Annotated in this window: 20 protein-coding genes; 9 read left to right on the top strand and 11 right to left on the bottom strand. The window is 65.1% G+C overall.

Features of this window, described 5'->3' with window-relative positions; genetic code table 11:
• Nucleotides 1–157: 157 nt before the first annotated feature.
• The 3 genes from X268_RS01045 to X268_RS01035 all read right to left on the bottom strand — a co-directional run bounded on the left by X268_RS01045 (nucleotide 158) and on the right by X268_RS01035 (nucleotide 3,146).
• Nucleotides 158–688: a hypothetical protein gene (locus tag X268_RS01045; protein ID WP_128923208.1), complete on the bottom strand. Its 531-nt coding sequence runs from the start codon at nucleotides 686–688 to the stop codon at nucleotides 158–160.
• A gap of 68 nt (nucleotides 689–756) precedes the next feature.
• Complete coding sequence (locus tag X268_RS01040) at nucleotides 757–1,605, bottom strand: tetratricopeptide repeat protein (RefSeq protein ID WP_245477749.1); 849 nt, start codon at nucleotides 1,603–1,605, stop codon at nucleotides 757–759.
• Between the two features lie 287 nt (nucleotides 1,606–1,892).
• Complete coding sequence (locus X268_RS01035; RefSeq protein WP_245477748.1) at nucleotides 1,893–3,146, bottom strand: serine hydrolase domain-containing protein; 1,254 nt, start codon at nucleotides 3,144–3,146, stop codon at nucleotides 1,893–1,895.
• A 220-nt stretch (nucleotides 3,147–3,366) separates the two neighbouring features.
• On the opposite strand from X268_RS01035, the gene X268_RS01030 reads away from it, so the two are divergent.
• From X268_RS01030 to X268_RS01005, 6 genes are all read left to right on the top strand, one after another.
• Complete coding sequence (locus X268_RS01030; RefSeq protein ID WP_128923207.1) at nucleotides 3,367–4,587, top strand: MFS transporter; 1,221 nt, start codon at nucleotides 3,367–3,369, stop codon at nucleotides 4,585–4,587.
• A 129-nt stretch (nucleotides 4,588–4,716) separates the two neighbouring features.
• The gene (locus tag X268_RS01025; RefSeq protein ID WP_128923206.1) at nucleotides 4,717–5,691 is read left to right on the top strand and encodes an ABC transporter substrate-binding protein; all 975 of its coding nucleotides are present in this window, start codon (nucleotides 4,717–4,719) and stop codon (nucleotides 5,689–5,691) included.
• Nucleotides 5,692–5,902: 211 nt separating this feature from the next.
• The gene (locus X268_RS01020) at nucleotides 5,903–6,415 is read left to right on the top strand and encodes a GrpB family protein (protein WP_128923205.1); all 513 of its coding nucleotides are present in this window, start codon (nucleotides 5,903–5,905) and stop codon (nucleotides 6,413–6,415) included.
• A gap of 21 nt (nucleotides 6,416–6,436) precedes the next feature.
• The gene (locus tag X268_RS01015) at nucleotides 6,437–6,895 is read left to right on the top strand and encodes a GNAT family N-acetyltransferase (protein WP_128923204.1); all 459 of its coding nucleotides are present in this window, start codon (nucleotides 6,437–6,439) and stop codon (nucleotides 6,893–6,895) included.
• 150 nt (nucleotides 6,896–7,045) lie between these two features.
• Entirely contained in the window at nucleotides 7,046–7,993 is a 948-nt protein-coding gene (locus tag X268_RS01010) for an ABC transporter substrate-binding protein (protein ID WP_164937462.1), read from the top strand.
• 82 nt (nucleotides 7,994–8,075) lie between these two features.
• On the top strand, nucleotides 8,076–8,537 hold the full coding sequence (locus X268_RS01005) for a GNAT family N-acetyltransferase (RefSeq protein WP_128929109.1): 462 nt from the start codon (nucleotides 8,076–8,078) through the stop codon (nucleotides 8,535–8,537).
• Here the strand turns inward: X268_RS01005 and X268_RS01000 are convergent.
• From X268_RS01000 to X268_RS00970, 7 genes are all read right to left on the bottom strand, one after another.
• On the bottom strand, nucleotides 8,506–9,744 hold the full coding sequence (locus tag X268_RS01000; RefSeq protein ID WP_128923202.1) for an efflux RND transporter periplasmic adaptor subunit: 1,239 nt from the start codon (nucleotides 9,742–9,744) through the stop codon (nucleotides 8,506–8,508). The two genes, X268_RS01005 and X268_RS01000, sit on opposite strands and share 32 nt — an antisense overlap.
• Nucleotides 9,745–9,746: 2 nt before the next feature.
• Entirely contained in the window at nucleotides 9,747–12,110 is a 2,364-nt protein-coding gene (locus X268_RS00995; RefSeq protein ID WP_128923201.1) for an ABC transporter permease, read from the bottom strand.
• Between the two features lie 4 nt (nucleotides 12,111–12,114).
• On the bottom strand, nucleotides 12,115–12,822 hold the full coding sequence (locus X268_RS00990) for an ABC transporter ATP-binding protein (protein WP_128923200.1): 708 nt from the start codon (nucleotides 12,820–12,822) through the stop codon (nucleotides 12,115–12,117).
• 125 nt (nucleotides 12,823–12,947) lie between these two features.
• Nucleotides 12,948–14,132 carry a methionine adenosyltransferase gene (locus X268_RS00985; protein WP_128923199.1) on the bottom strand — a complete coding sequence of 395 codons (1,185 nt, stop codon included), beginning with the start codon at nucleotides 14,130–14,132 and terminating at the stop codon, nucleotides 12,948–12,950.
• A gap of 59 nt (nucleotides 14,133–14,191) precedes the next feature.
• On the bottom strand, nucleotides 14,192–14,869 hold the full coding sequence (locus X268_RS00980; RefSeq protein ID WP_164937461.1) for a methyltransferase family protein: 678 nt from the start codon (nucleotides 14,867–14,869) through the stop codon (nucleotides 14,192–14,194).
• A complete protein-coding gene (locus tag X268_RS00975; protein ID WP_128923197.1) occupies nucleotides 14,869–15,123 on the bottom strand; it encodes a DUF2933 domain-containing protein in 255 nt (84 codons plus the stop codon). Before X268_RS00975 ends, X268_RS00980 begins: the two co-directional genes overlap by 1 nt.
• Nucleotides 15,124–15,184: 61 nt before the next feature.
• The gene (locus tag X268_RS00970) at nucleotides 15,185–15,403 is read right to left on the bottom strand and encodes a hypothetical protein (RefSeq protein WP_128923196.1); all 219 of its coding nucleotides are present in this window, start codon (nucleotides 15,401–15,403) and stop codon (nucleotides 15,185–15,187) included.
• Between the two features lie 42 nt (nucleotides 15,404–15,445).
• Between X268_RS00970 and X268_RS00965 the strand changes: the two genes are divergently transcribed.
• Entirely contained in the window at nucleotides 15,446–16,597 is a 1,152-nt protein-coding gene (locus X268_RS00965) for an acyl-CoA dehydrogenase family protein (protein WP_128923195.1), read from the top strand.
• A 188-nt stretch (nucleotides 16,598–16,785) separates the two neighbouring features.
• Here X268_RS00965 and X268_RS00960 read toward each other — a convergent pair whose 3' ends face one another.
• Nucleotides 16,786–17,829 (bottom strand): AraC family transcriptional regulator, encoded by a 1,044-nt coding sequence (locus X268_RS00960; protein WP_164937460.1) that lies wholly within the window; start codon nucleotides 17,827–17,829, stop codon nucleotides 16,786–16,788.
• Between the two features lie 191 nt (nucleotides 17,830–18,020).
• On the opposite strand from X268_RS00960, the gene X268_RS00955 reads away from it, so the two are divergent.
• Together X268_RS00955 and X268_RS00950 are read left to right on the top strand one after the other, a co-directional pair.
• Entirely contained in the window at nucleotides 18,021–18,824 is an 804-nt protein-coding gene (locus tag X268_RS00955; RefSeq protein WP_128923193.1) for a hypothetical protein, read from the top strand.
• 55 nt (nucleotides 18,825–18,879) lie between these two features.
• Entirely contained in the window at nucleotides 18,880–20,232 is a 1,353-nt protein-coding gene (locus X268_RS00950; protein WP_128923192.1) for an NCS2 family permease, read from the top strand.
• Nucleotides 20,233–20,476 lie beyond the last annotated feature (244 nt).

The following is a 20,476-nucleotide window of genomic DNA, read 5'->3' as shown; positions in this document are numbered from 1 at the left end:
CATCGATTCAGTCGTTTCGGGATCCATGCACGGCTCGTGCGGGACATGTCCATCCCAGGACGATCGAGCCCCGTCGGGGCCGACATGATCGAAGCCATCAATGCGATAAAAAAACCGCCACGGAGGAGGCGCGCGCCCCGCCTGCCCGCAGCCAGCGTCAGCAGATCTTTTGAAAGCGCGTGCGCCACCGCGGTGCCTTGATCGGCGGCAGCACGTAGCTTTTGCTTTCGGCGGAGACCCTCAGGGGCCGCCCGGACGCCAGGAGATCAAGGACGCGGTCTTCCAGCACGCGCCATTGATCATCGGCAAGGCCGGGATGACCAAGGTCCGCCTGGTTGAACATCGAGGTCCTCGGCGGGAACGACCCGGGACCGGCGTATGTGAAGCCGGCGAAATCCATCTGCGTCTTGCCGTTGCCGATCGTGATCGAGGCCTCGGTATGGTCCTCTATCGGCGCGTTGCCCGGATAGACCGCATCCAGTTCGAAACGCGAGCCGCAGCCGATGCGGAATACCGTCTTGCCGCGGGGGTCGGAAAAGACGAGCCATGGCCGATCCTGGCGGTCCATTTCGAACGTCCATGCGCCGCTCCACATGTCCTTCGATGGGCCGCCGGCCGCGGTTGCGGCAGACAATCCGAGCCACGTCAGGGCGACGACAAGTTGGAGCAGTCTTGCAGGCTTCGTCATGGTCCCCTCAACGCGATCCGCTGATGATCCTCACACCAAGGACGTCTCGACCGGCTTTGCCGACCTGCTCAGATCGGCTTTGTCTTCCCTCTGATGGCCGTCGACCGCTTCAGGACTTGCTCGGCGTCGGCATGGCGGCCTTGATCGTTGTAGAGACTGGCGAGATTGTCGAGGACAGCAGCAAGATCCGGATGATCGGGGCCGAAGGTTTTCTCGAAAATGGCGACCGACCGCTTGAACAGCTGCTCGGCCTCGGCGTTGCGTCCCTGGCGCCCATAGAGCGCACCCAGATTGTTCAGCGCCTGCGCGATGTCGGGATGATCGGCGCCATACGCCTTCTCGGTCACGGCCATCGACCGCTGCAGCAGCCGCTCTGCATCGGCGTAGCGATGCTGCTGGGTGTAGGTGTCGGCCAAATTGTTCATCAGCACCGTAGCGTCGGGATCGTCGGGGCCGAGCGCTTCCTGCAGCACGGCGAGGCCCCGCTCGAACAGCGGCTCGGCCTGGTCGTAGCGGCCCTGGCTGCTGTAGACGGCGCCGAGATTGCACAGCGGCAACACGATGGACGGATCGTCGGAATCGAGCACCTTCTCGTCGATCGCGATCGATCGCTTCAGGAGCGGCTCCGCTTCCGCGTAACGCCTTTCCGCGCGGTAGAGATCACCGAGATTGTTCAGCACCATTGCGACTTCCGCGTGATCCGGACCGAGTGTCTTCTCGCGGATGGCCAGCGCGCGCCTGTACAGTGGCTCGGCAACGGCGGATTGGCCGAGATTGTGATGGATCGTGCCGAGGTCGCTCAGCGGCATCGCGACGCGGGCATCGTCAGGGCCGAACTCCTTTTCGTGAAGGGTCAGAGACTTCTGGGCCAGCGGCAGCGCTTCCGCGTATTTCCCGGCCCGATAAAGCTCCTTCATCTGCCGCGTGAGCGCCTCCGTCTCGCCGTCTTCGGCGTGCGACGGCGCGCCGAACGACAGGCTCAGGGCAAGCGCCGTGATCGCAACACAGATCTATGCTTTCAGAGCCTTCATCGCGCCTTCCCTCGTCGCCGCGACATCGGCGACCTACGCGCCGTTGGTGCTCCCGGAAGCCGGACAGGTTCAATGCAGCCGCGGCGCCGACCGGTCCATCACGGACGGTCAGGAGGACGAACGCGATCAGCGCGCGACGGCGCGGCTGTATGCCGGCGGACGCCACCCCACCATCATTGCCCGAGCTGCTGAAGCACGGCGAACCACAATGCGAGCGGCTCCCTGAGGGCGCCCGGCTCGGACGGCTTTTGGCGAACGGCCGTGTGCACCATGACGAGCTTGGAGGCTGGATCGACCAGGATGACCTGGCCGCGGATGCCGAGCAGGGCAAATCTGCGCTGCTCGCCGGGGAGGAGCCATACCTGATAGCCATAGCCGAAATAGGGCGTGGCCACGCGCGGGGCGAGATGGCCATCCTCCGGCCTGACGGTCGTGGCATCGAGCAGCCATTGCCGGGGGATCAATTGACGACCTTCCCAGGCGCCGTCATGGGCGAGCAATCGGGCCAGGCGCGCATAGTCGCGCAAGGTCGCGTTGAAGCAGCAAAAGGCAATCTCCTGCCCGCTGCCGTCGATCGCCCACGAGGCATCCGCCTCGGCGCCGATCGGGTCCCAGATCCGGTCGTGCAGATAGTCCGCAACCGGCGTCGCCGTGGCGGCGCGCAGGACCAGGCCGAGGATCTCGGTTTCAACGCTGGCATAGTGCCATCTCGTCCCCGGCGGTGCGGTTCGGGTGTTGAATTGCGCGACGACGGCGGTGGCGTCTTTGGGCTCTTCGGCGAACAAGGCTCGCCCAAGCCGGGCGATGTCGTCGTGCCCATCATAGACTTCCGAGAATTCGACGCCCGACGACATGTTCAACAGGGCGCGGATGGATGTGTTGCCATATTCCGTGCCGGCAAGGCCGGGGACATAGGTCGCGGCGAGCTCGTCGATCGACTTGATCCGTCCCTCCGAGACTGCGATCCCGACCAGCATGGCCACCAGCGTCTTGGCCATGGACTGCGAGACGAAGCGGTCGTGGTCGGTCCGCGCATATTGATAGTGCTCGTAGAGGATGGTGCCGTCCCTGGCGATCAGCAGTCCCGTCACCGGGTTGCGCTTGAGATAGTCCGCGATGCTCAGCCGTTCGGTGCCGAAGCTGTAGGCGATCGACGGCTCCGGCGCGCGCTTGAATTGCCAGGGCGCGGTCGCGCGACCGATCGGACGCGAGGGATAGATCTCGCCGAAATGGCTGTAGACGCCGACGAGCTTGTCGAGCTGGGGCGCGGCTCCCCGCGCACCGACGGGATAGCCCTCGGCCGCGCCGTAGATATCGGCATCGGGGCCGCTATCCGAAAAGACCGGTCCCGGCTCGGCGGGGGCGCTTCGCACATCCTGCGCGCATGCCGAGGGCGCGCAGACCGCGGCAGCGAAAATGGCGGGCAAGAACAGCCTGCAGCACCCACGCAGCGTTCCCCATTTCATGGCACTTGCCTCCTCGCACGTTGGTGTGTGCGCTTGCATTGCAGGCCGCTGACGGGCGGCAGACTACCACTGCAAGCAGACTGTGTCAGCCTGCGGTGGCAACCCGCCTTGCTCTCGCGCGGCAGATGAGCCACCATCCCTCCTGCGCACCATCAACAAGACCAAGAGCGCGAGGAAACGCATGAGCAAGCCGTCACGCTTCGACTATGGCTGGGTCGTTGTCGCCGCGGGGGCGCTGATGACTTGTGTCGGGGTCGGCACGATGCTGTCGCTGGCGGTGTTCTTGCAGCCGATCTCGGAAGCGATGGGCTGGTCGCGCGCCGGCGTGTCGGCGGCGGCGACGCTGGATTTCCTCTGCATGGGATTTGCCGCGTTCCTGTGGGGCACGCTGTCGGACCGGTTCGGCACCCGCATCGTGGTTCTCGCAGGCACCGTTCTGCTGGGGCTGGGCCTCGTCACGGCGAGCCAGGCGACAAGCCTGTGGCAGTTCCAGCTTTGCTTCGGCGTCTTGATCGGCATTGCCGCCGGCAGCTTCTACGCGCCGATGATGGCGCTCGCGAGCGCCTGGATCGACAAGAACCGGAGCCTCGCCGTGGCGCTGGTTTCCGCCGGCATGGGCGTGTCGCCGGTGACGATTGCGCCGACCGCGAGCTGGCTGATCACGGCCTATGACTGGCGCACCGCGATGCTGGTGATCGGCATCGCTTCGTGGGCGCTGCTGATCCCCACCTGCTTCCTGGTGCGCCCGGCGCCGGCAGCGACCGGCACCACCCCTGCGGGCGCAGCGCCGGACGTCGAGCTGACCGCAGCGCAGGCGCTGCGCACGCCGCAATTCGTCGTGCTGGCGGCGGCGCATTTCGCCTGCTGCGCGGCGCATTCCGGCCCGATCTTCCACATGGTGTCCTATGCGATGGTGTGCGGTATCGCCCCGCTCACGGCGGTGACGGTCTACAGCGTCGCCGGCGTCTCGGGCCTCGGCGGGCGCCTGCTGCTGGGCGCGCTCGCCGATCGGATCGGTGCAAAGCCCGTGCTGGTCGGCGGCCTCCTCGTGCAGGCGATGTGCATCGCGACCTATCTCGCGGTGGCCCAGCTCGGCGAGTTCTACGCGCTCTCGGTGGTGTTCGGCCTCGCCTATGGCGGGGGGATGCCGCTCTATGCCGTGCTGGTCCGCGAGTTCTTCGGCGCGCGCATCATGGGCACCGTGTTCGGCGCGGTGTCGGCCTTCGCCAGCCTCGGCATGGCGCTCGGGCCATGGGCCGGCGGGCTCGTGTTCGACAATTTCCAGCGCTACACGTGGCTGCACGTGGGCTCCTTCGCGATCGGGCTCGCCGCCGTCGCGGTGGCGCTGAGCTTTCCGACGCGGCGTAGGCCGACACTCGACCTCGGCCGCGCAGCGGCCTGACGGGGTGACGCTCCGGCGGCCTGTTCAATGAGCCGAGCCGTTGCGGTATCCGTCATCAGTGGCCGGGCGGCGTGACTGGATGACGTGGGCAAATGCGGCTAAGCTGGCGGCTGCCGTGGAGGCGGCCAGATGGACCGACGCGCGTTTCTGTTTTGCAGTGCTGGTTTCGCGTTAGCCGCGCCGCAGCGGTTAATGGCGGCGGGCAAGCCGTTTCGGATAGGGTTTCTGACGGCTCAGCGAGAAGCGAGCCTCGCGCCCTTTGTCGAGGTCTTCAGAGCGGCTCTCGACGGACTTGGCTATGTCGAGAACGGGAATCTGGAAATCACCTATCGCTATGGTGACGACGATCCGACGCGCGTACCGGCGCTTGCCGCGGAGTTGGTGCGAAAGCCGGTCGACGTCCTGGTTGTCCAGGGATCTGCGGTCGCCGTGGTCAACGAGCTGAAGCTGCCGACCCCGACGGTCTATGTCTTCAGCGGAGACCCCGTCATCGCGGGCCTCGCCCAAAGCCTTTCGCATCCGGGCGGCAACATGTCGGGCCTCACCTTCATGGCGGCCGAACTGAACGCCAAGCGCCTGCAGATCCTGCGAGACGCGGTCCCGGGCCTGCAGCGCGTTGCCATCATCGGAAACCCCGAACACCCGGGCTCCCAGATCGAGCGCATCTATTCGGAGGAAACGGCCAAGAGGCTTGGCGTGGCAACCGACTTCTTCGGCACGGCAACCGAGGACCAACTCGTCTCGGCATTCGCGGCCATGAAACTGAACCCTCCGCAAGCGATCTCGCTGTTCGCGGACGGCTTTGCCATTCAATCGCGAAGCAGGATCATCGAGTTTGCCATGCAACATCGGGCGCCGGTCATTTCGGGCTGGCCGATCTTTGCCCGAAGCGGCGCGCTCTGCACGTACGGACCGAAGCTCTCCGATTCGTACCACCGGCTGGCCTCGTATGTGGACCGCATCCTCAAGGGAGCACGACCGGCGGACTTGCCGATCGAGCGACCGACGAAGTTCGAAATGGTCCTCAATTTGCAAACCGCCGGGAAGCTCGGCCTGCGCTTGCCCGACTCCCTCGTGGCGTCCGCGGACGAAGTGATCGAATGATCGCGCCTCACTCGGCTCGTCTGCCGTTGCCAAACCCGCGGCGGCGGACACGTCGCCCGCCCCGTCCCGACCAGCCAGGTGGCGTTCGCGTTTCGGCCTGAAGCGCGATGAGATCTGGATGAATCGTCACCGCGCTTTGGGTTGTTGTTGGCGCATGATCATTCCGGAAAACCGCTTCGCACTTTTCCGGATCATGTTTTAATGTTGCGACGTGCCGCTCACGAGCCCCATCAAGCCCTATGATCCGGCCTGGCCGCAGCAATACGCGGCGGAAGAGGCGCGGCTGAAACCCGTCTTCGGCTCCGGGCTGATCGGCATTCACCACGTTGGCAGCACCGCCGTGCCCGGACTTGCGGCGAAGGACGAAATCGACGTGCTTGCCGTGGTCCGGTCGGACGAGGGGTTGGACGACTGGATCCGATCATTGATGCGCCTCGGCTATCGCCGCGGCGGCAACCTGTCCCCAGGCCATCATTTCTTCAAGCGGGACGTCGGCGGCATTCGCACGCACAAGCTTCATGTGTGCCTCGATGGTCATGAACAGATCGCCCGGATGCTGACATTTCGCGACCATCTGTGTCAGCATGCCGAAGATCGCGCCGGATATCAGGACCTGAAGCTGAGGCTCGAGCGCGAGAATGACCAGGGCATTCAGCAGTACCTGATCGGCAAGGACCCGTTCATCCGCGACATTCTCGCCCGGCTTGATCGATCGCTCTCCTAGCTGCGTCGGACGAACTGCCCCATGACGATGATTTTCCTCGAGCGCACCGCCGACACTCTTCCGGCCGATTTTCCCGACCTCCAAGCCGACGCCACAGCCGGCGGCCACGGGCACATGACGCGCCTGGCCGCGGAATGCTCGCAGAATCGCGCGATGTTTCACGCGATCTTCGCGTGCCGCTGGGATGGCCGATTGGCCGGGATCGGAGCGATCACCGACGAGCCCACGCCGACTTCGCCGCCGATGTGGCGCATGCGCCGGCTCTACGTGCACCGGCACTATCGAAGGCGCGGGATTGCCCAGGCGATCGCGAACGCCCTGCTGCAGGAGGCCGCGGGGAAAGTCTCCGTGGTCACTGTCCACGCGGGAAACGATGGCGCGGCGCGGTTCTGGGAAGCGATGGGATTTGGCACGGTCGAGGGGCGACCCTGGTCTCACCATGCACATCTGCCGAGCCTTGGGCCTGCAGTCGGCCGGTAGATTCGCCGCCCCGGCCTTTTGCTCGACGCCCGGGCCTGCCCCCGAGTGGACTTTCTGACTCCGGCCATGGTGGTGTACGATCGCCTCGGTCAGTTCGCTCCAAGATCGCGGGGCCAAATGAGGCGGCGGAAGTTTCTGGGCTTCTTGGGAATGGCGGCGATCTCGGCGCGCGGCGCGTTTGCCCAGAAGCGCATCCCGGTCGTGGGTTTCGTCGGATTTGCCACGCCGGAAATCGACAATGCGACGCTCGTTCCGTTCCGGAAGGCGATGGCCGAGCTGGGCTATGCGGATGGCCGCAACATCGTCATTGAGGCTCACTCGACGGCCGGCGATGTTACGCGCGGTCTGGCACTGATCGACGACCTGATAGCCAGACAAGTCGACGTACTGCTTTCGCCAGGCCCGGCCGCGGCACGCGCGATCGTCAGGAAGACCAATATTCCCGTCGTCGCCGTGGCGTTGCCTGCGGTGCAAAGCGACCCTGAACTGTTTCAGAGCCTTGCCCGGCCGGGCGGCAGCCTCACCGGCTTCGCTGCGTTCGGCGAGGAGATGTCGGCCAAGCGCATCGAGATGATCCGGGAGATACTGCCGTCGCTGAAGAGGATCGGCGTCTTGAACAATGCGACGGATCCGACCTTCAGCGCCTGGGGGGCGCAAACCACCGAGGAAGCACGGCGCGCGGGGCTGGAGCCGGTGCGCCTCGGGCTCACAAGCGCGTCGCCCGCAGCGGTTGCCGAACAACTCAACGTGCTTGCGGGCGCGGGCGGCAACGCCGTGATCGTCATCCGTGACTACATGACCGCCGCGATGCGCGACGCGATTTGCCGCATCGGCATCGACATGAAGATCGCCGTCATCGGCCAGCAGAGGGAGTTCGTGCACGCCGGGGCCCTGATCAGCTATGGTGCCGACATCGACGACCTGTTTCGTCGCGCTGCAGGCTATGTCGATCTGATCCTGAAGGGACAGAAACCCGCCAACATGCCAATCCAGCTGCCCACCAAGTTCGAACTGGCCGTCAATCTCAAAACGGCACGCACGCTCGGCGTGACGATTCCTCCCACCATTCTCGTGCTGACCGACGATGTGATCGAGTGAGACGTTGTCGAAATGTCCCCTGATGAGCGCGGCCGGGGCGCAGGCGGCGCAGTCGTCCTCGAAGGCCTCAATGGAGCAAACCATAGACTGCACGATCCGGCCCGCGCACGACGACGACGCCGGTGACATCAGTGCCGTCATCCTGCGGGCGCTGCGCGAGACCAATGCGAAGGACTATACGGACGCGATCATCGCACGGGTCGAGCGCAGCTTCAGTGCGGACGCGGTGCGGCAGCTGATCGGAAAACGCACCGTCTTCGTTGCCACCCTTGGCAACCGCATCGTCGGCGCGGCAAGCCTCGACGACAGCGTCGTCCGCACCGTCTTCGTGGCGCCCGACGTCCAGGCGCGCGGGATCGGCAAGCTGCTGATGGCCGAGATCGAACGGACCGCACGCGCGCGGAACATCCCGTCCTTGACCGTTCCTTCGTCGGTCACTGCCGAGACCTTCTACGCGCGGCTCGGGTTCAAGGCGGTGCGCGACAGCTATTATGACGACGAACGCACCATCATCATGGAGCGACGGCTCGCTGCGCGATCCTGATGCCGTGGCTGATCCGGTCGCTCGGATGCAGCACGACGCGATCGCCTGCGGCGAGTCCTGCGACAACTTCGGCGGTGCGGCTGCTGCGGTGACCGATCTGCACCGGAGCCGTCCTGGCGCGGCCGTTCTCGTCGACGAAGACGGCCCACTGACCGCCTTGCCGGAACAAGGCGCTCACCGGCACGGTGAGAGCGTCCGGAGCGCTCCAGGTGGTGACGTGGACCACGACGCGATAGTCGTGTCCGAGCGTGACCCAATTCTCGGGCGGATCGCTGAAATCGATGGTGACGCGGACCCGCTGCTCCTCGATGCCGAGCGCCGAGACCTTCAGGAATCCGGCGGGGTCGACCCGGACCACCTTCCCCCGGATGGGCTGTCCGCCCCAGCCATCGATCCGCACCGGCGCGCCGACCTTGACCTGGACGGCATCGGTCGAGAGCAGATCGGCCACGACCTCGAGATCGAGCGGGTTACCGATATCGACCAGCGGCGTTCCCGGCAGCACCGTGGTCTCGCTGTCCTGGATGATCTTCAGCACGCGCCCGCTTGCCGGCGTCAGCACGCGGATGCAGCAGGTCGGCTCCGCCGACGGAGCGGCGCTCGCCGGGTCCATCAGCCGCGCCGCCAGGCTAGTGCGCACCGCGCGGCGCATCTCGACCTGGGCCTTGGCGCTCTTCAAGGCGGCCTCGTTGGTGGCGACTTCGAATTTCGCCTTGTCGTAGGCCTGGGCAGAGGTGGACTGCGTCCGCAACAAGGTCTGCGAGCGCTGCAACTCGGTCCGCGAGAAGTCGAGCGCGGCTTCGATCCGCTGCACTTCCGCCTCCTGCTGCTGGATGGCGGCGTCGGCGGCCAAGACCTCCGCCTGCAACTGATCGCGGGATCGCGCATCGATGAAGCCGGGCAGCGTGGGCTGCATCAGGGCGACGGTCTGGTTGGCGACGACCTCGTCGCCGACATGGAGCGAGGGTCCTTGCTCGCCGAGTGGATGCGATATCCTCAGCACCTTGCCCGCGATCGGCGCCGACACCGTGTAGACGTGGCGCACGCGGGTCTTGCCGTCGTCGTCCGCCGTGACCTCGATCGGTCCCTTCGCCACGGCCGCGAGATCGACCAGCACCGGCCGCGGCCAGGCGAACCAGGCGAGCCCCCCGAGGATCGCGGCCACGAGCGCGATGCCGATGATGCGTTTGGTCCAGTTTGCGGGCATGGCTAATCTCGCGTCTTGAGGACCGCGACGAGGTCCAGTCTGTCGATGCGTTCGCGGATGACCGCGGCGGAAGCGATGGCGGCCAGCACCACGACGGAGGTGGCGATGACGTAGGTCGAGTTCTCGACGACCAGACGGACGCGCATCAATTCGCCGGCGAGGTTCGTCTTCATCACCCAAGCGAGGCCGTAGCCCATCAGCCAGCCGGGCGGCTGGGCGACCAGGGTGAGGATGGCGAGCTCCAGCAGCAGAATGCGCAGCACCTCGCCGCGCGTGAAGCCGAGCACGCGCAGGCTGGCCAGCTCCCGCGCCCGTTCGGACAGCGAGATACGCGCGTTGTTGTAGACGACGCCGAACGCGATCACGGCGGCGAGCCCGGTGTAGATGCTCGCCATCGTGGTGACGAGCAGCGCGACGGTCTTGCGGAAATTCGCCAGCGAGACGCGCTGCAGCGCCACGCCGCCGACCGTCGGCATGGACTTCACCGCCGTGTAGAACTCCTCCGTCCGGTTGGCATCGAGGCTGAGATTGACGCTGGTCACGACCGGCGCCTCGCGCATCAGCTTGCGCAACGCCTCGCTCTGCATCATGCCCCTGATGCCGAAATAGTCCTCGACGGTGGCGACCACCGGCACCATGACGGTTCGCCGGGCGCCCTCGAGCAAGTCGATCTCGACGCTGCCGCCTGGGCCGACGCCGAGGATGTGCGCAAGCAGGCCGGAGATGGCGAGCCCCGTCTCCGGGAGCACGACCGGCCGAAGCTCGGCATCGATGATGCGCCGGAGGTCGGCGTCAGCCGGCCGGCCACTGATGACGATGCGGCGCTCGACATTGCCGTGTCGGATCCGCACCGGCACCTCGCGGAACGGCTCGGCGGCGAGAACGCCAGGAAGCCGCCTCACCTGCTCCACGACGTTCGCGACCCGCTTCTCGGCAAAGCCGATGGTCGCGTCCTGCCGGTCGGCGAGGAAGTAGGTCACGTCGGTCAGGTGCTCCATGCTGTCGCGCGTGAATAGCGAGACGACCAGGATCGCGGTGGCCAGCGCCATGCCAAGCGCGGTGAAGAAGGCCCGCACCGGGTGCCGCACGATGTTGCGGATCATCATCAGCGTCGGCTGCGACACGATTCGGTCGAGCTGGATGCGCGCGGGGAGCAGCCGGCGATAGACCGGCGGGGGCGGCGGCTGCATGGCGACGGCCGGCGGTAGCCTCACCACCTCGCGCAGCGCCCGGAACGCGCCGATCACCGCCGCCGCCGCGCTCAGCGCACCCGCGGTGAGGTACAGGTCCGGCGCCTTCGCGAACACCAGGAACGGGAAGTGGAAGAAGTCGCCGAACAGGGCGGTGACGCGCAGCCCGAGCCAGGTGCCGGCGACGCCGCCCAGCACAATGCCGGCGACGACGATGAAGGCGACGAACTTGAAATAATGCAGCACGATGCTGCCGTCGGAATAGCCCAGCGCCTTCAGCAGGCCGATCTGCTCGCGCTCGAGCGCGACCAGCCGGGTCAGAGTGAGATTGACGAGGAAGGCCGCGACCAGGAGGAAGATCGGCGGCAGCGTGCGGCTCATGTTGTTGAGCATGTCGAGCTCGTGGTCGAGCCAGGCGTGCGAGGTCTGGTCCTTGCGGCCATGGGCGGCCTGGCCGCCATACGGGTCGAGCAAGGCATGGAGCCGCAGCACCACCTCGCGCTCGGACGCGCCGGGCTGCAGCTTGACCGCGACCGCCGAAAAGGCGCCGTCGAGATCGTAGACGCCGGCGAGCGCCTTCTCCGACATCCAGACGATAGCGTACCGGCGATCATCCGGCATCAGATCGCCCGGGCCGACGGTGTAGACGAACTCGGGTGACAGCGCGGTGCCGACGATGACGAGCTCGCGCTTCCTGCCGTTGAGGATGGCGGAGAACCGCGCGCCCTCTGCGAAGCCGTGCGCCCGGGCGAACGGCTCGTTGACGACGACCTCCTCCGTCCGCCCCGGCTCCGGAAGCCGTCCCGAGCGCACGTAGAGCCGGTTGAGATGCGGCTCGCCGTCGTCGGGCAGCGAAACGAACTGGGCGCTGGCCGGCGCAGAGAAGCCGGGAATGTCCAGCACTGCCGGCTTGGCGATGCGGGCATCGACGGCGGCAACGCCGGGGATCTCACCGATCCTGTCGACGAGGGCCTTGGGCGCCCGCTTCACCTGCGCGAACACATCGGCAAAGCCGTATCGCTCGTAATAGGCGATCCGCGTCTCCTCCAGCGATCGATGCGAGCCGACCGCGAGCACCAGCGTCGCAACCCCGCCGCCGACGACCAACGCGACCGCGAGCACCTGCGCCCAGAGCCGCCTGACGTCGCGAAACAGCTTGATGTCGAGCACCTTCATGACGTCACCAGGTCAGCTCGGCAGCGTCCCGCCGAACCTCGTTGGCCTGGATGCGGGAGATGCTACCGTCGGCGAAGAACAGCACCCGGTCGGCGACCTCCTGGATGCTGGCATTGTGAGTAATGATGACAGTGGTGGTCCCGAGCTGCCGGTTGACGCCGAGCAGCGCCTCGATGACGCGGACGCCGGTCTTCGAATCCAGCGCCCCGGTCGGCTCGTCGCAGAGCAGCACCGCCGGGCGCTTGGCGATCGCGCGGGCGATCGCCACGCGCTGCTGCTCGCCGCCGGAGAGTTGGGCGGGAAAGTGATGCATGCGCTCCTCGAGTCCGACGAGGGTGAGCGCGTCGCCCGCGCGCATCGGGTTCCTCGCGACCTCGGTGACCAGCGCGACGTTTTCGTAAGCCGTGAGGCTCGGCACCAGATTGTAGAACTGGAAGACGAAGCCGACATGGTCGCGGCGATACTTCGTCAGCTCGCGATCCCCGAGATCGGTCAGATCCTGATCACGGAAGAACAGCCGGCCGCCGCTCGGCCGGTCGAGCCCACCCATGATGTTGAGCAACGTCGTCTTGCCGCTGCCGGAGGGACCGAGCAGCACGACCACTTCCTTCTCGGCGATCTCGAGATTCACGTCGTTGAGGGCATGTACCATCACTTCGCCGGAGACGTAGGTCTTGGTCAGGCCCTTGGCGGTGAAGACAGGCCGGCTCATTGGACTCTCCTCTTGAGGACAGCCTGCAACGCTTGCGGCGGTGCCGTATTGATTTACCTCAGAGTCCAGGCACCCTTGGCCTCGGTCGGACAACCGCGGCCGGACATCGGCCGAGCGCGTCGGGTTCAGAAGACCCCGGTCGTTCCGGTAACGAGCTCGTTGATGAGCTCGGAAATTTGGTCAAACTGAGCGGCGACCACTTCTTCGGTCCGTGTCTTGACCTGCTCCAGCGGGACGCCCTGCTGCATCGCCAAATGGAGATGGACGAGAGCCGGATGGTCTACCGGCGCGCCGATCTTGCTGACGATCAGACACCGCGCTTCCTTAACCTCCGGAATCAGGGAGACCAGCTTTTCGGCCGTCCGGGCCGCTAGGACGTTGTAGATCTTGCCGACATGGCTGACGGGGTTCTTGCCTGCGGCGGCCTCCAGGCTCATCGGCCTGCACGGCGTGATCAGCCCGTTGACGCGATTGCCGCGTCCGACTTGGCCATCATCTCCACCTTCTGCGGACGTGCCGGTAACCGTCAGATAGACGCTTCCGGATTCAATGTCGTCCGCCGCATTGACGACGACCTCGCACTCTGCAAACCCATGCTCGCCAGCACATCCACGGACCCAGGCCGCGAGGGCAGCCTTCTGTTCGAGATAGTCGTCGATACCGGCGAGATATCGTCCGATCATCGCGCAGGCGACCGTGAGCCTGAGCCATGTGCCTTTTCGCACTGCCATGACCTTGATATCCTCGCCCCAAGCCGGATGGTCGTGGGTACGGGCGCGGCCGTGCAGTTGCCGGTCGACGGCCAATACGAGCCGTTCGACCGCGCTCAATGGAGCGTGCCCGACCCCGAACGACGTATCATTGGCCAGCGGAAGGCCTTCCGGATCCCGGCGCGAGAACAGTGCCTGCAGATCCTGTGACCCCTGCCGAACCAGGGCCTCGAAGCGGACATCACGATCCGGATCCAGCGCGTGAAGATTTGTCTTCAACCACGACCTGGAGCCTTCGACCGCGATCTCCGCGATCGGGATCGTCTCATCGGCGATCGCGCGCCCGGCCAGTAGGATCCTTATCGGTTCGATCACGCGACCGCCCCCGAAGGCCGGAGCGGCTTTGCCGGCACACAACAGCGCCTTATCGACATTGTGATGCAGCACGCGGCCGAACCGGCTGCGGTATTCCCGACAGAGGTTGCGGGACAACGTCTCGGCAAGAGCATCGCAGATGGTGTCCGGATGTCCGAGGCCCTTGCGCTCGACGACTTCAACATCGTCGGCAGCCTCCAGCCGCGAAACAACAAGCTCGAACATGAGATTAGACCACAGCGTTCATCAAACCGCCTGCACGTCGACATCGAGCCAAAGCCTGTCTATTGGCCATGGCGATAACCTCCGCTGGATTCCTGGCTGAGCAGCCGGCTCAGCTTCGGAATGAAGCCCGGAACGTCGGCCGCATATTTGTCATAGGCGACGCCAAATTCGGCTCGCGCGTCCTTCTCCTCGTTTCTCGCCAGGCGGACGTACATGACGGTCAGTACCGGAAACATCGCCAGCGTAAGAATCGTCGGCCACTGCAACAGGAAGCCGAACATCACCAGGATGAAGCCGACATATTGCGGATGCCTGACGTATCTGTAGGGGCCGGTGGTGGCGAGGCTCCGGGTCTGCTGCGCCTCGTACAGCACCCGCCAGGCGGCCGAGATCAGGATGAAGCCGGCGGCGATGAGGATGAAGCTGAGAACGTGGAACGGCCCGGCGTGCGGATTGGTCTTCCAACCGAACATCATCTCGAGCAGATGGCCGGCGTCGTGGGAGAACCAGTCGATGTTCGGATAGCGCGACTGCAGCCAGCCCGACAGGACGTAGATAGTGAGCGGGAAGCCGTACATCTCCGCGAACAGCGCCACCAGGAACGCGCTGAAGGCGCCGAAGGAGCGCCAGTCGCGCGAGGTCTGCGGCTTGAAGAAGCTGTAGGCAAACAGGATGAACACCGCCGAGTTGACGATGACGAGGCTCCAGAGGCCGTAGGCAGGCGCGGTGTCGTGCATCACGCCCTCCTCGAATCGTCCGGCCGGCCGCCGCCGTGATGATGATCATGTCCGCCGTGCATGAAGACGTGCATCAGCGGACAGGCGAGAAGCGGAAGCCAGACCAGCAATCCGAGCACATGAGCCCTGTGCTCGGTGAACAGCAGTACGCCGGCGATGGCCAGAAACCCGATCAGGACCAGGCCGGCCTTGGCCTTTATGGACATACCCTCGGCATGCCGCTCCGGATAAGCGGAATGATCCTGCACGGACATCGGCGCGCTCCTCTCGATCGACGCAGCATAGGAGCACCGCCGCCATCGCCTTTGAGGCAGATCAACGGCTCGCGAGGCTGAACAGGCGGACGCAACGAGCAAGCGTTCCCAGCTTGAGATTCCTCAAAACAGATGTTGCCTTGATGCGTATCGTGGAGCTTCCGAAATCAGCGGCGCCGAGCGGATCGCGCGCATCGACTGTCGTTCCGGCAGCGCATTTAGGCGAGCCTGGAATGACGGCACACTCCGTCTTGATCCTTCCGACCAAATAGACCACCATCCGCGCCTCTCACAGCTCACGAAGAATGAGCGAGGAAGGCGCATGGACGCTATTGCCGGACTTGACCTGGTCGAACGTGCCAGCGCGATCGCGCCAATGATTGCGCGCGAGGCCGACGAGATCGAGCGCACCCGTCAGCTGACGCCGATCGTCGTGAACGCCCTGATCGAGAACGGGCTCTATCGGGCGCTGCTGCCGCAGAGCCTCGGCGGCGCCGAGGCGCCCGTTGAAATCTTCATGCAGATGCTGGAGGAGATCGCGAAGGCGGATGCCTCCACGGCGTGGTGCCTCGGCCAGTGCAGCGTCTGCGCGATGATCGCTGCCTGGCTCGACCACGGCACCGCGCAGCAGATCTTCAACACCGCTCCCGGCATCCTCGCCTGGGGTGCGATCGCGCATGAGGCCCACGCGGTCGAGGGCGGCTATCGCGTCACGGCGCGCTGGGATTTTGCCTCGGGCTCGCGGCAGGCGAGCTGGCTCGGCGCGCATGTGCGCATCGTGGGCGCTGACGGGGTGCCGCGCAAGAACGCCGACGGATCGCCGGAGCTGCGCACCATCCTGTTTCCCGCTGGAAGCGCGATCTTGCACGACGTGTGGCAGGCGATTGGCCTTGCCGGCACCGGCACCGATTCCTATGAGGTGCACGACCTCTTCATCCCCGAGCGCTTTACGGCGTTTCGCGACGTGCCGGCCGCACTGCGCGAGCCCGGCCCGCTCTACAGGGTCGGCACCGGCGCGACATTCAGCCTGGGTTTTGCCGCGGTCTCGCTCGGCGTCGCACGCGCCACGCTGGATGCCGCCATCGCGCTGGCGCGTGGCAAGCACCCCTCGCTCGCGGCCCGTGCCATGCGCGACAACGGCGCGGTCCAGGGCCTGATCGGCCGCACCGAAGGCGATTTGCGTGCCGCGCGCGCTTATCTCTATGCGACCGCGAATGCGATGTGGCGCGACCTCTGCGCAACCGGCGAATTCAGCGCCGCGCATCGGAGCGCAGTCCGCCTCGCCGCGACCTGGACCATCCATCAATCCGCGCGCGTGGTCGACACCGCCTATCACATGGCCGGCGCGACCGCAGTGTTTCGCAGCCAGCCGTTCGAGCGGCGGTTTCGCGACATGCACGCGATCGCCCAGCAGATCCAGGCGCGGGACACGCATTATGAGGATGTCGGCAAGGCGATCCTGGTGGGACATTGAAGGCCCCACCGACGAAGCCGGAGCAGGTTGTCGAGGTCGCCAATCATCTGTTCAGGGGCGCGCGGATTGGTCCTGCTGATGATCGATCCGGCTAAAGTTTCTCCCCGGATATGTTATGAAGCTGCAGGCGATGGAAAGCTCTAATCGATTTCGTTCTCGTGGTTGCCGCATTGTACGCCTGTTTCCCATCACCCCTTCGAGTGACCGTCGGCATTTTGTCCGTCGCGCCTGGAACGACGATAGTCGCGCGGCGTGACCCCGGCAACGGCCAGCATCCGGGCGACCAGATGACTCTGGCTGGAGAAGCCCGCTTCCGCGGCCACGGCGGCTATCGTCATCGATTCATGTTCGAGCAGCCACATTGCACGACGAAGGCGCTCGTCCCGGACGTAGTGTCCGGGGGGCGTTCCGAACGCATGCCGGAATGCGACGGCGAAACGAGTCGTTCCCATACCCACCAGATTGGCCAACGCGGGGACGTCGATGCGGCCGTCCAACGACGCGCTGATATAACTACGCAGAACCTCTATCTGGGTCCCTGTAAGCGTCGGTTGGGCGGCATGGGCCGGTGTCGACAAACCACCGGCGTTGGCCGCGCTATGCGCGGGCGCACAACGCCGATATCTTGCGAAATTGTGGGGGTGCTGGTCGAGCAGCAACGACAGCCCGTGCTCCGCAACGCGCGCAACGGCGTCAGCCGGACAGTCATGAACGGCGGTGAGTGCGTCCAGCGCGCCAACGATTTCGGCCCATCTGGTGGCAAGGGACGGCGCCAGGGGTGACGAGTCGAGTTTGAGCGTCTCCGTTGGGGCAGTCTCCAGATACGAACGGCAAGCCGCATTCACCAGGGACGGCGCAATGACAATCGCCGTATCGGCGAGGTCGTGCGAAGTCTCGACCTCACGAGCCGCTCCGGATGCGAAAGGTATCCAGCGGCCTTGCTCGCAATCGACAACCCGATCGGGGGTCTGCACTCTTGCGTTTCCCTTCGTGCGCAAAAAGATGGCGAGCCCGCCGTCATCGGGAGCCAACCCCTCGAGGTTCAGCCGGAAGGCCGTCGAGAAGCGAGCTCGAATGACGCTGACGCCGCCGGCCGAACGTCCGTGCAGCGTGGCCCGGGCGCGGCGATCATCGCCCAAAAATGAAAATCGGGCTTTGCCATAAAGGCTTGTCAGCGTCGTTCTTATCCGATCGGGGTCGGCATCGGAAAAGCTGAAGTCTTTCAATTTCATTTCCCCTTCCTCGCTCCTCAGCGGGGGCTGGCCGGGCTCGCAAATGATTGGCGTGAGGCCTCTGACGGCCGATGTAAAAAATGCGTCGAAATCTGCAAGCGGAGTTCCACCATTGTGCCCTATGGAGAAGTCCGGCGCCAGCGGCCGCTCGCGTTGCCGCAAGAAGCGGCTCATCTAAAAGGTGAATAGCGATGATTTTGATCAAGAAATTGGAAGTGTTGGTTTTGGGGGCGACCGTATCCAGCGTGCTTATGGCAGCTCCCGCGCTCGCCGGCACGGTCTTCGCCGACAGCACGTTCGATACGAGCGACTATATTGTAACGTCTTATGCGGGTCCGACGGTAACGACGGCCTATGGGCAGACGCCTTCGGGCAATCCCGGCACCGCACTGGAGGGCACCTACAGCGCACAGGGCGGCAATGCTTCCGGAGTGCTGTTCACGGCCATCCACACAAACTTCGTATACGATCCGGGGGTAAGCGGTGCCATCGGCTCGCTATCAGCCTCTCTCGACCGGTTCTTCGCGCCGACGGTCAACGGGGTGCCGATCGCGGTCGGGAGCTATTCCCTTCGCATCCTGGCGCAGCAGGACGGTAAGATCTACCAGAGCATCTTTACGTTCGGCCCCTTCAATCAGCTCGGCGGCAGCTGGTACACGCTGGCCACGACGAATATTAAGGCAAGCGATTTCAAGCTATTCGACCCCGCCAACTTTGGTGCAGCGGGATCGGCGACCGGGCTGGACTTCTCGGGAGACGCCATCACATTCGGCTTCGGCATGCGATCGGCCGGTGCAGTCGATGCGAACGGCGATCCGATCGATTTGCCCTCGTCGGGCTTTTTGGGAGCCGATAACTTTGAGCTTTCGATCGCAGCGGTCCCCGGACCGATCGTCGGGGCAGGATTACCCGGCCTGATCATATCCTTCATTGGCTTCGGTCTGATCGGAATCGCGATGCGGTCGCGCAGGAGCATGTCGCCGCTGGCGGCCTGAGCTCCAGCGTGCGAAGCTCCGGCCCGAGCGCGGTTGGCCACAGGCTTGGAAGGTTATGGACGCGTCGCCCGATTCCGACGATACGACCGGCGATAATCGGAGCGGACGACGCGCCAAGCGCGGCCTTCTGGAGCGGCACTTCCTCATCTCGGCACGTGGAAGCACGGTCGGCAGGGAAATCCTTGCCGGCCTGACGACCTTCGTGGCCATGGTTTACATCGTCGCCGTCAATCCCGCGGTGATGGCCCAGGCCGGTATGGACAGCAGCGACGTTGCAATCGCGACGATCGTCGTCTCCATTGCCGGCAGCATGGCAACTGGCTTGCTGGCGAACCTGCCGCTGGGTCTTGCGCCATCCATGGGATCCAACGCGTTTTTCGCTTACGTCATCGTTGGTCAGATGGGCCTGTCATGGCAGGCGGGCCTGGCGATCATGCTGGGGTCCGGGGTCATCGTGCTCTTGCTTGGCGTCGCAGGCATACGCGAGCGCCTTACGCAAGGCATTCCGGACGACATGAAGATCGGCCTGAACGCTGCCTTCGGATTTTTCCTATGCCGGATTGCTGTCAGCCAGATCGGGCTTGCAGCCGGCCCGGATGCCCGCCCCGACGCGGGATTGATTCTCTTGCTCCTTGCGATACCCGCAACGTTCGTACTGGCCGCTCGTCGCACTCCGGGAGCCCTGATCGGATCCGTCCTGGTCACGGCGACGATCTTTGAATTGGCAAGCGGGCGCGGCGTGGCGAATGCGCTCGCGGCCTTGCTTCCGGTTTGGCCGCACTGGCCTCGGCATACGGCATTCGCCTTAGACTTCGGTCCCCTCATAGCTAAACCGCTGGTGGGGCTCATCGCGCTGGCCTTCGTGACGTTCAACGAATGCGTCGGGCTGATCGCCACCACCGTCACCGTGACGCGAGCCGCCGGACAGGAGAGCGCCGGCGGCATGCGTGCCGCCTATGTGAGCGACGCGTCCGCAACCGTTCTTGGAGGCCTTCTGGGTACCGCCAGCGTCAGCCCTTACATCGAATCCGTCGCTGGCGTCGAAGCCGGCGGCCGCACCGGCCTCACCGCGATAGTGGCCAGCTTAGGATTCATCGCGACCCTGTTCTTCACACCGCTGTTTTCGTCCATCCCGCCGGTTGCGACCACGCCTGCTTTGATGACCCTTGGCGGACTGATGGCATGGCGCAGCATCGGCGAGCTCGCGGCAAAGGACATCGTTTCCGTCATCACGAGCGTCACCATGGCCGGTATCGCCCTGGTATCCGGCAACTTGACGGATGCTCTGGCGCTGGGGATGATCGTCTACCTCGCGGCACGGTGGCATGGCGGCAGTATTTCCCAGCCTGCGCGGCTGTTCTGCATCCTGTTCGTCGCTGCGTGGGTCGTTTCCAAGTTTGCGGTCTGAGTTCTCGAACTGCAGGCCTGCTTGCGCCCTATCTGCGGCTCGTGCGTTCGGTGCCGATCTTATATCCTACAGCGCAAGGCAGCGGGTGTGGTTGGCGTTGCGGCGTCCACCCATCGCTAACGCACGAGCTTGGTTTAGGCACCCCTTCCACGCAAGCCTCAGAGGCGCCCGCTGTACGCATCGCAACCTCGTACCGACGAGACCCAGGGTTGATGGAGAGAGCGGCGCGCCCCTTACATTCAAA

Origin of the sequence: Bradyrhizobium guangxiense, from assembly GCF_004114915.1 — a bacterium.
GTDB classification, from domain to species: Bacteria; Pseudomonadota; Alphaproteobacteria; order Rhizobiales; family Xanthobacteraceae; genus Bradyrhizobium; species Bradyrhizobium guangxiense.
This window is presented reverse-complemented; position numbering and strand designations above follow the sequence as displayed.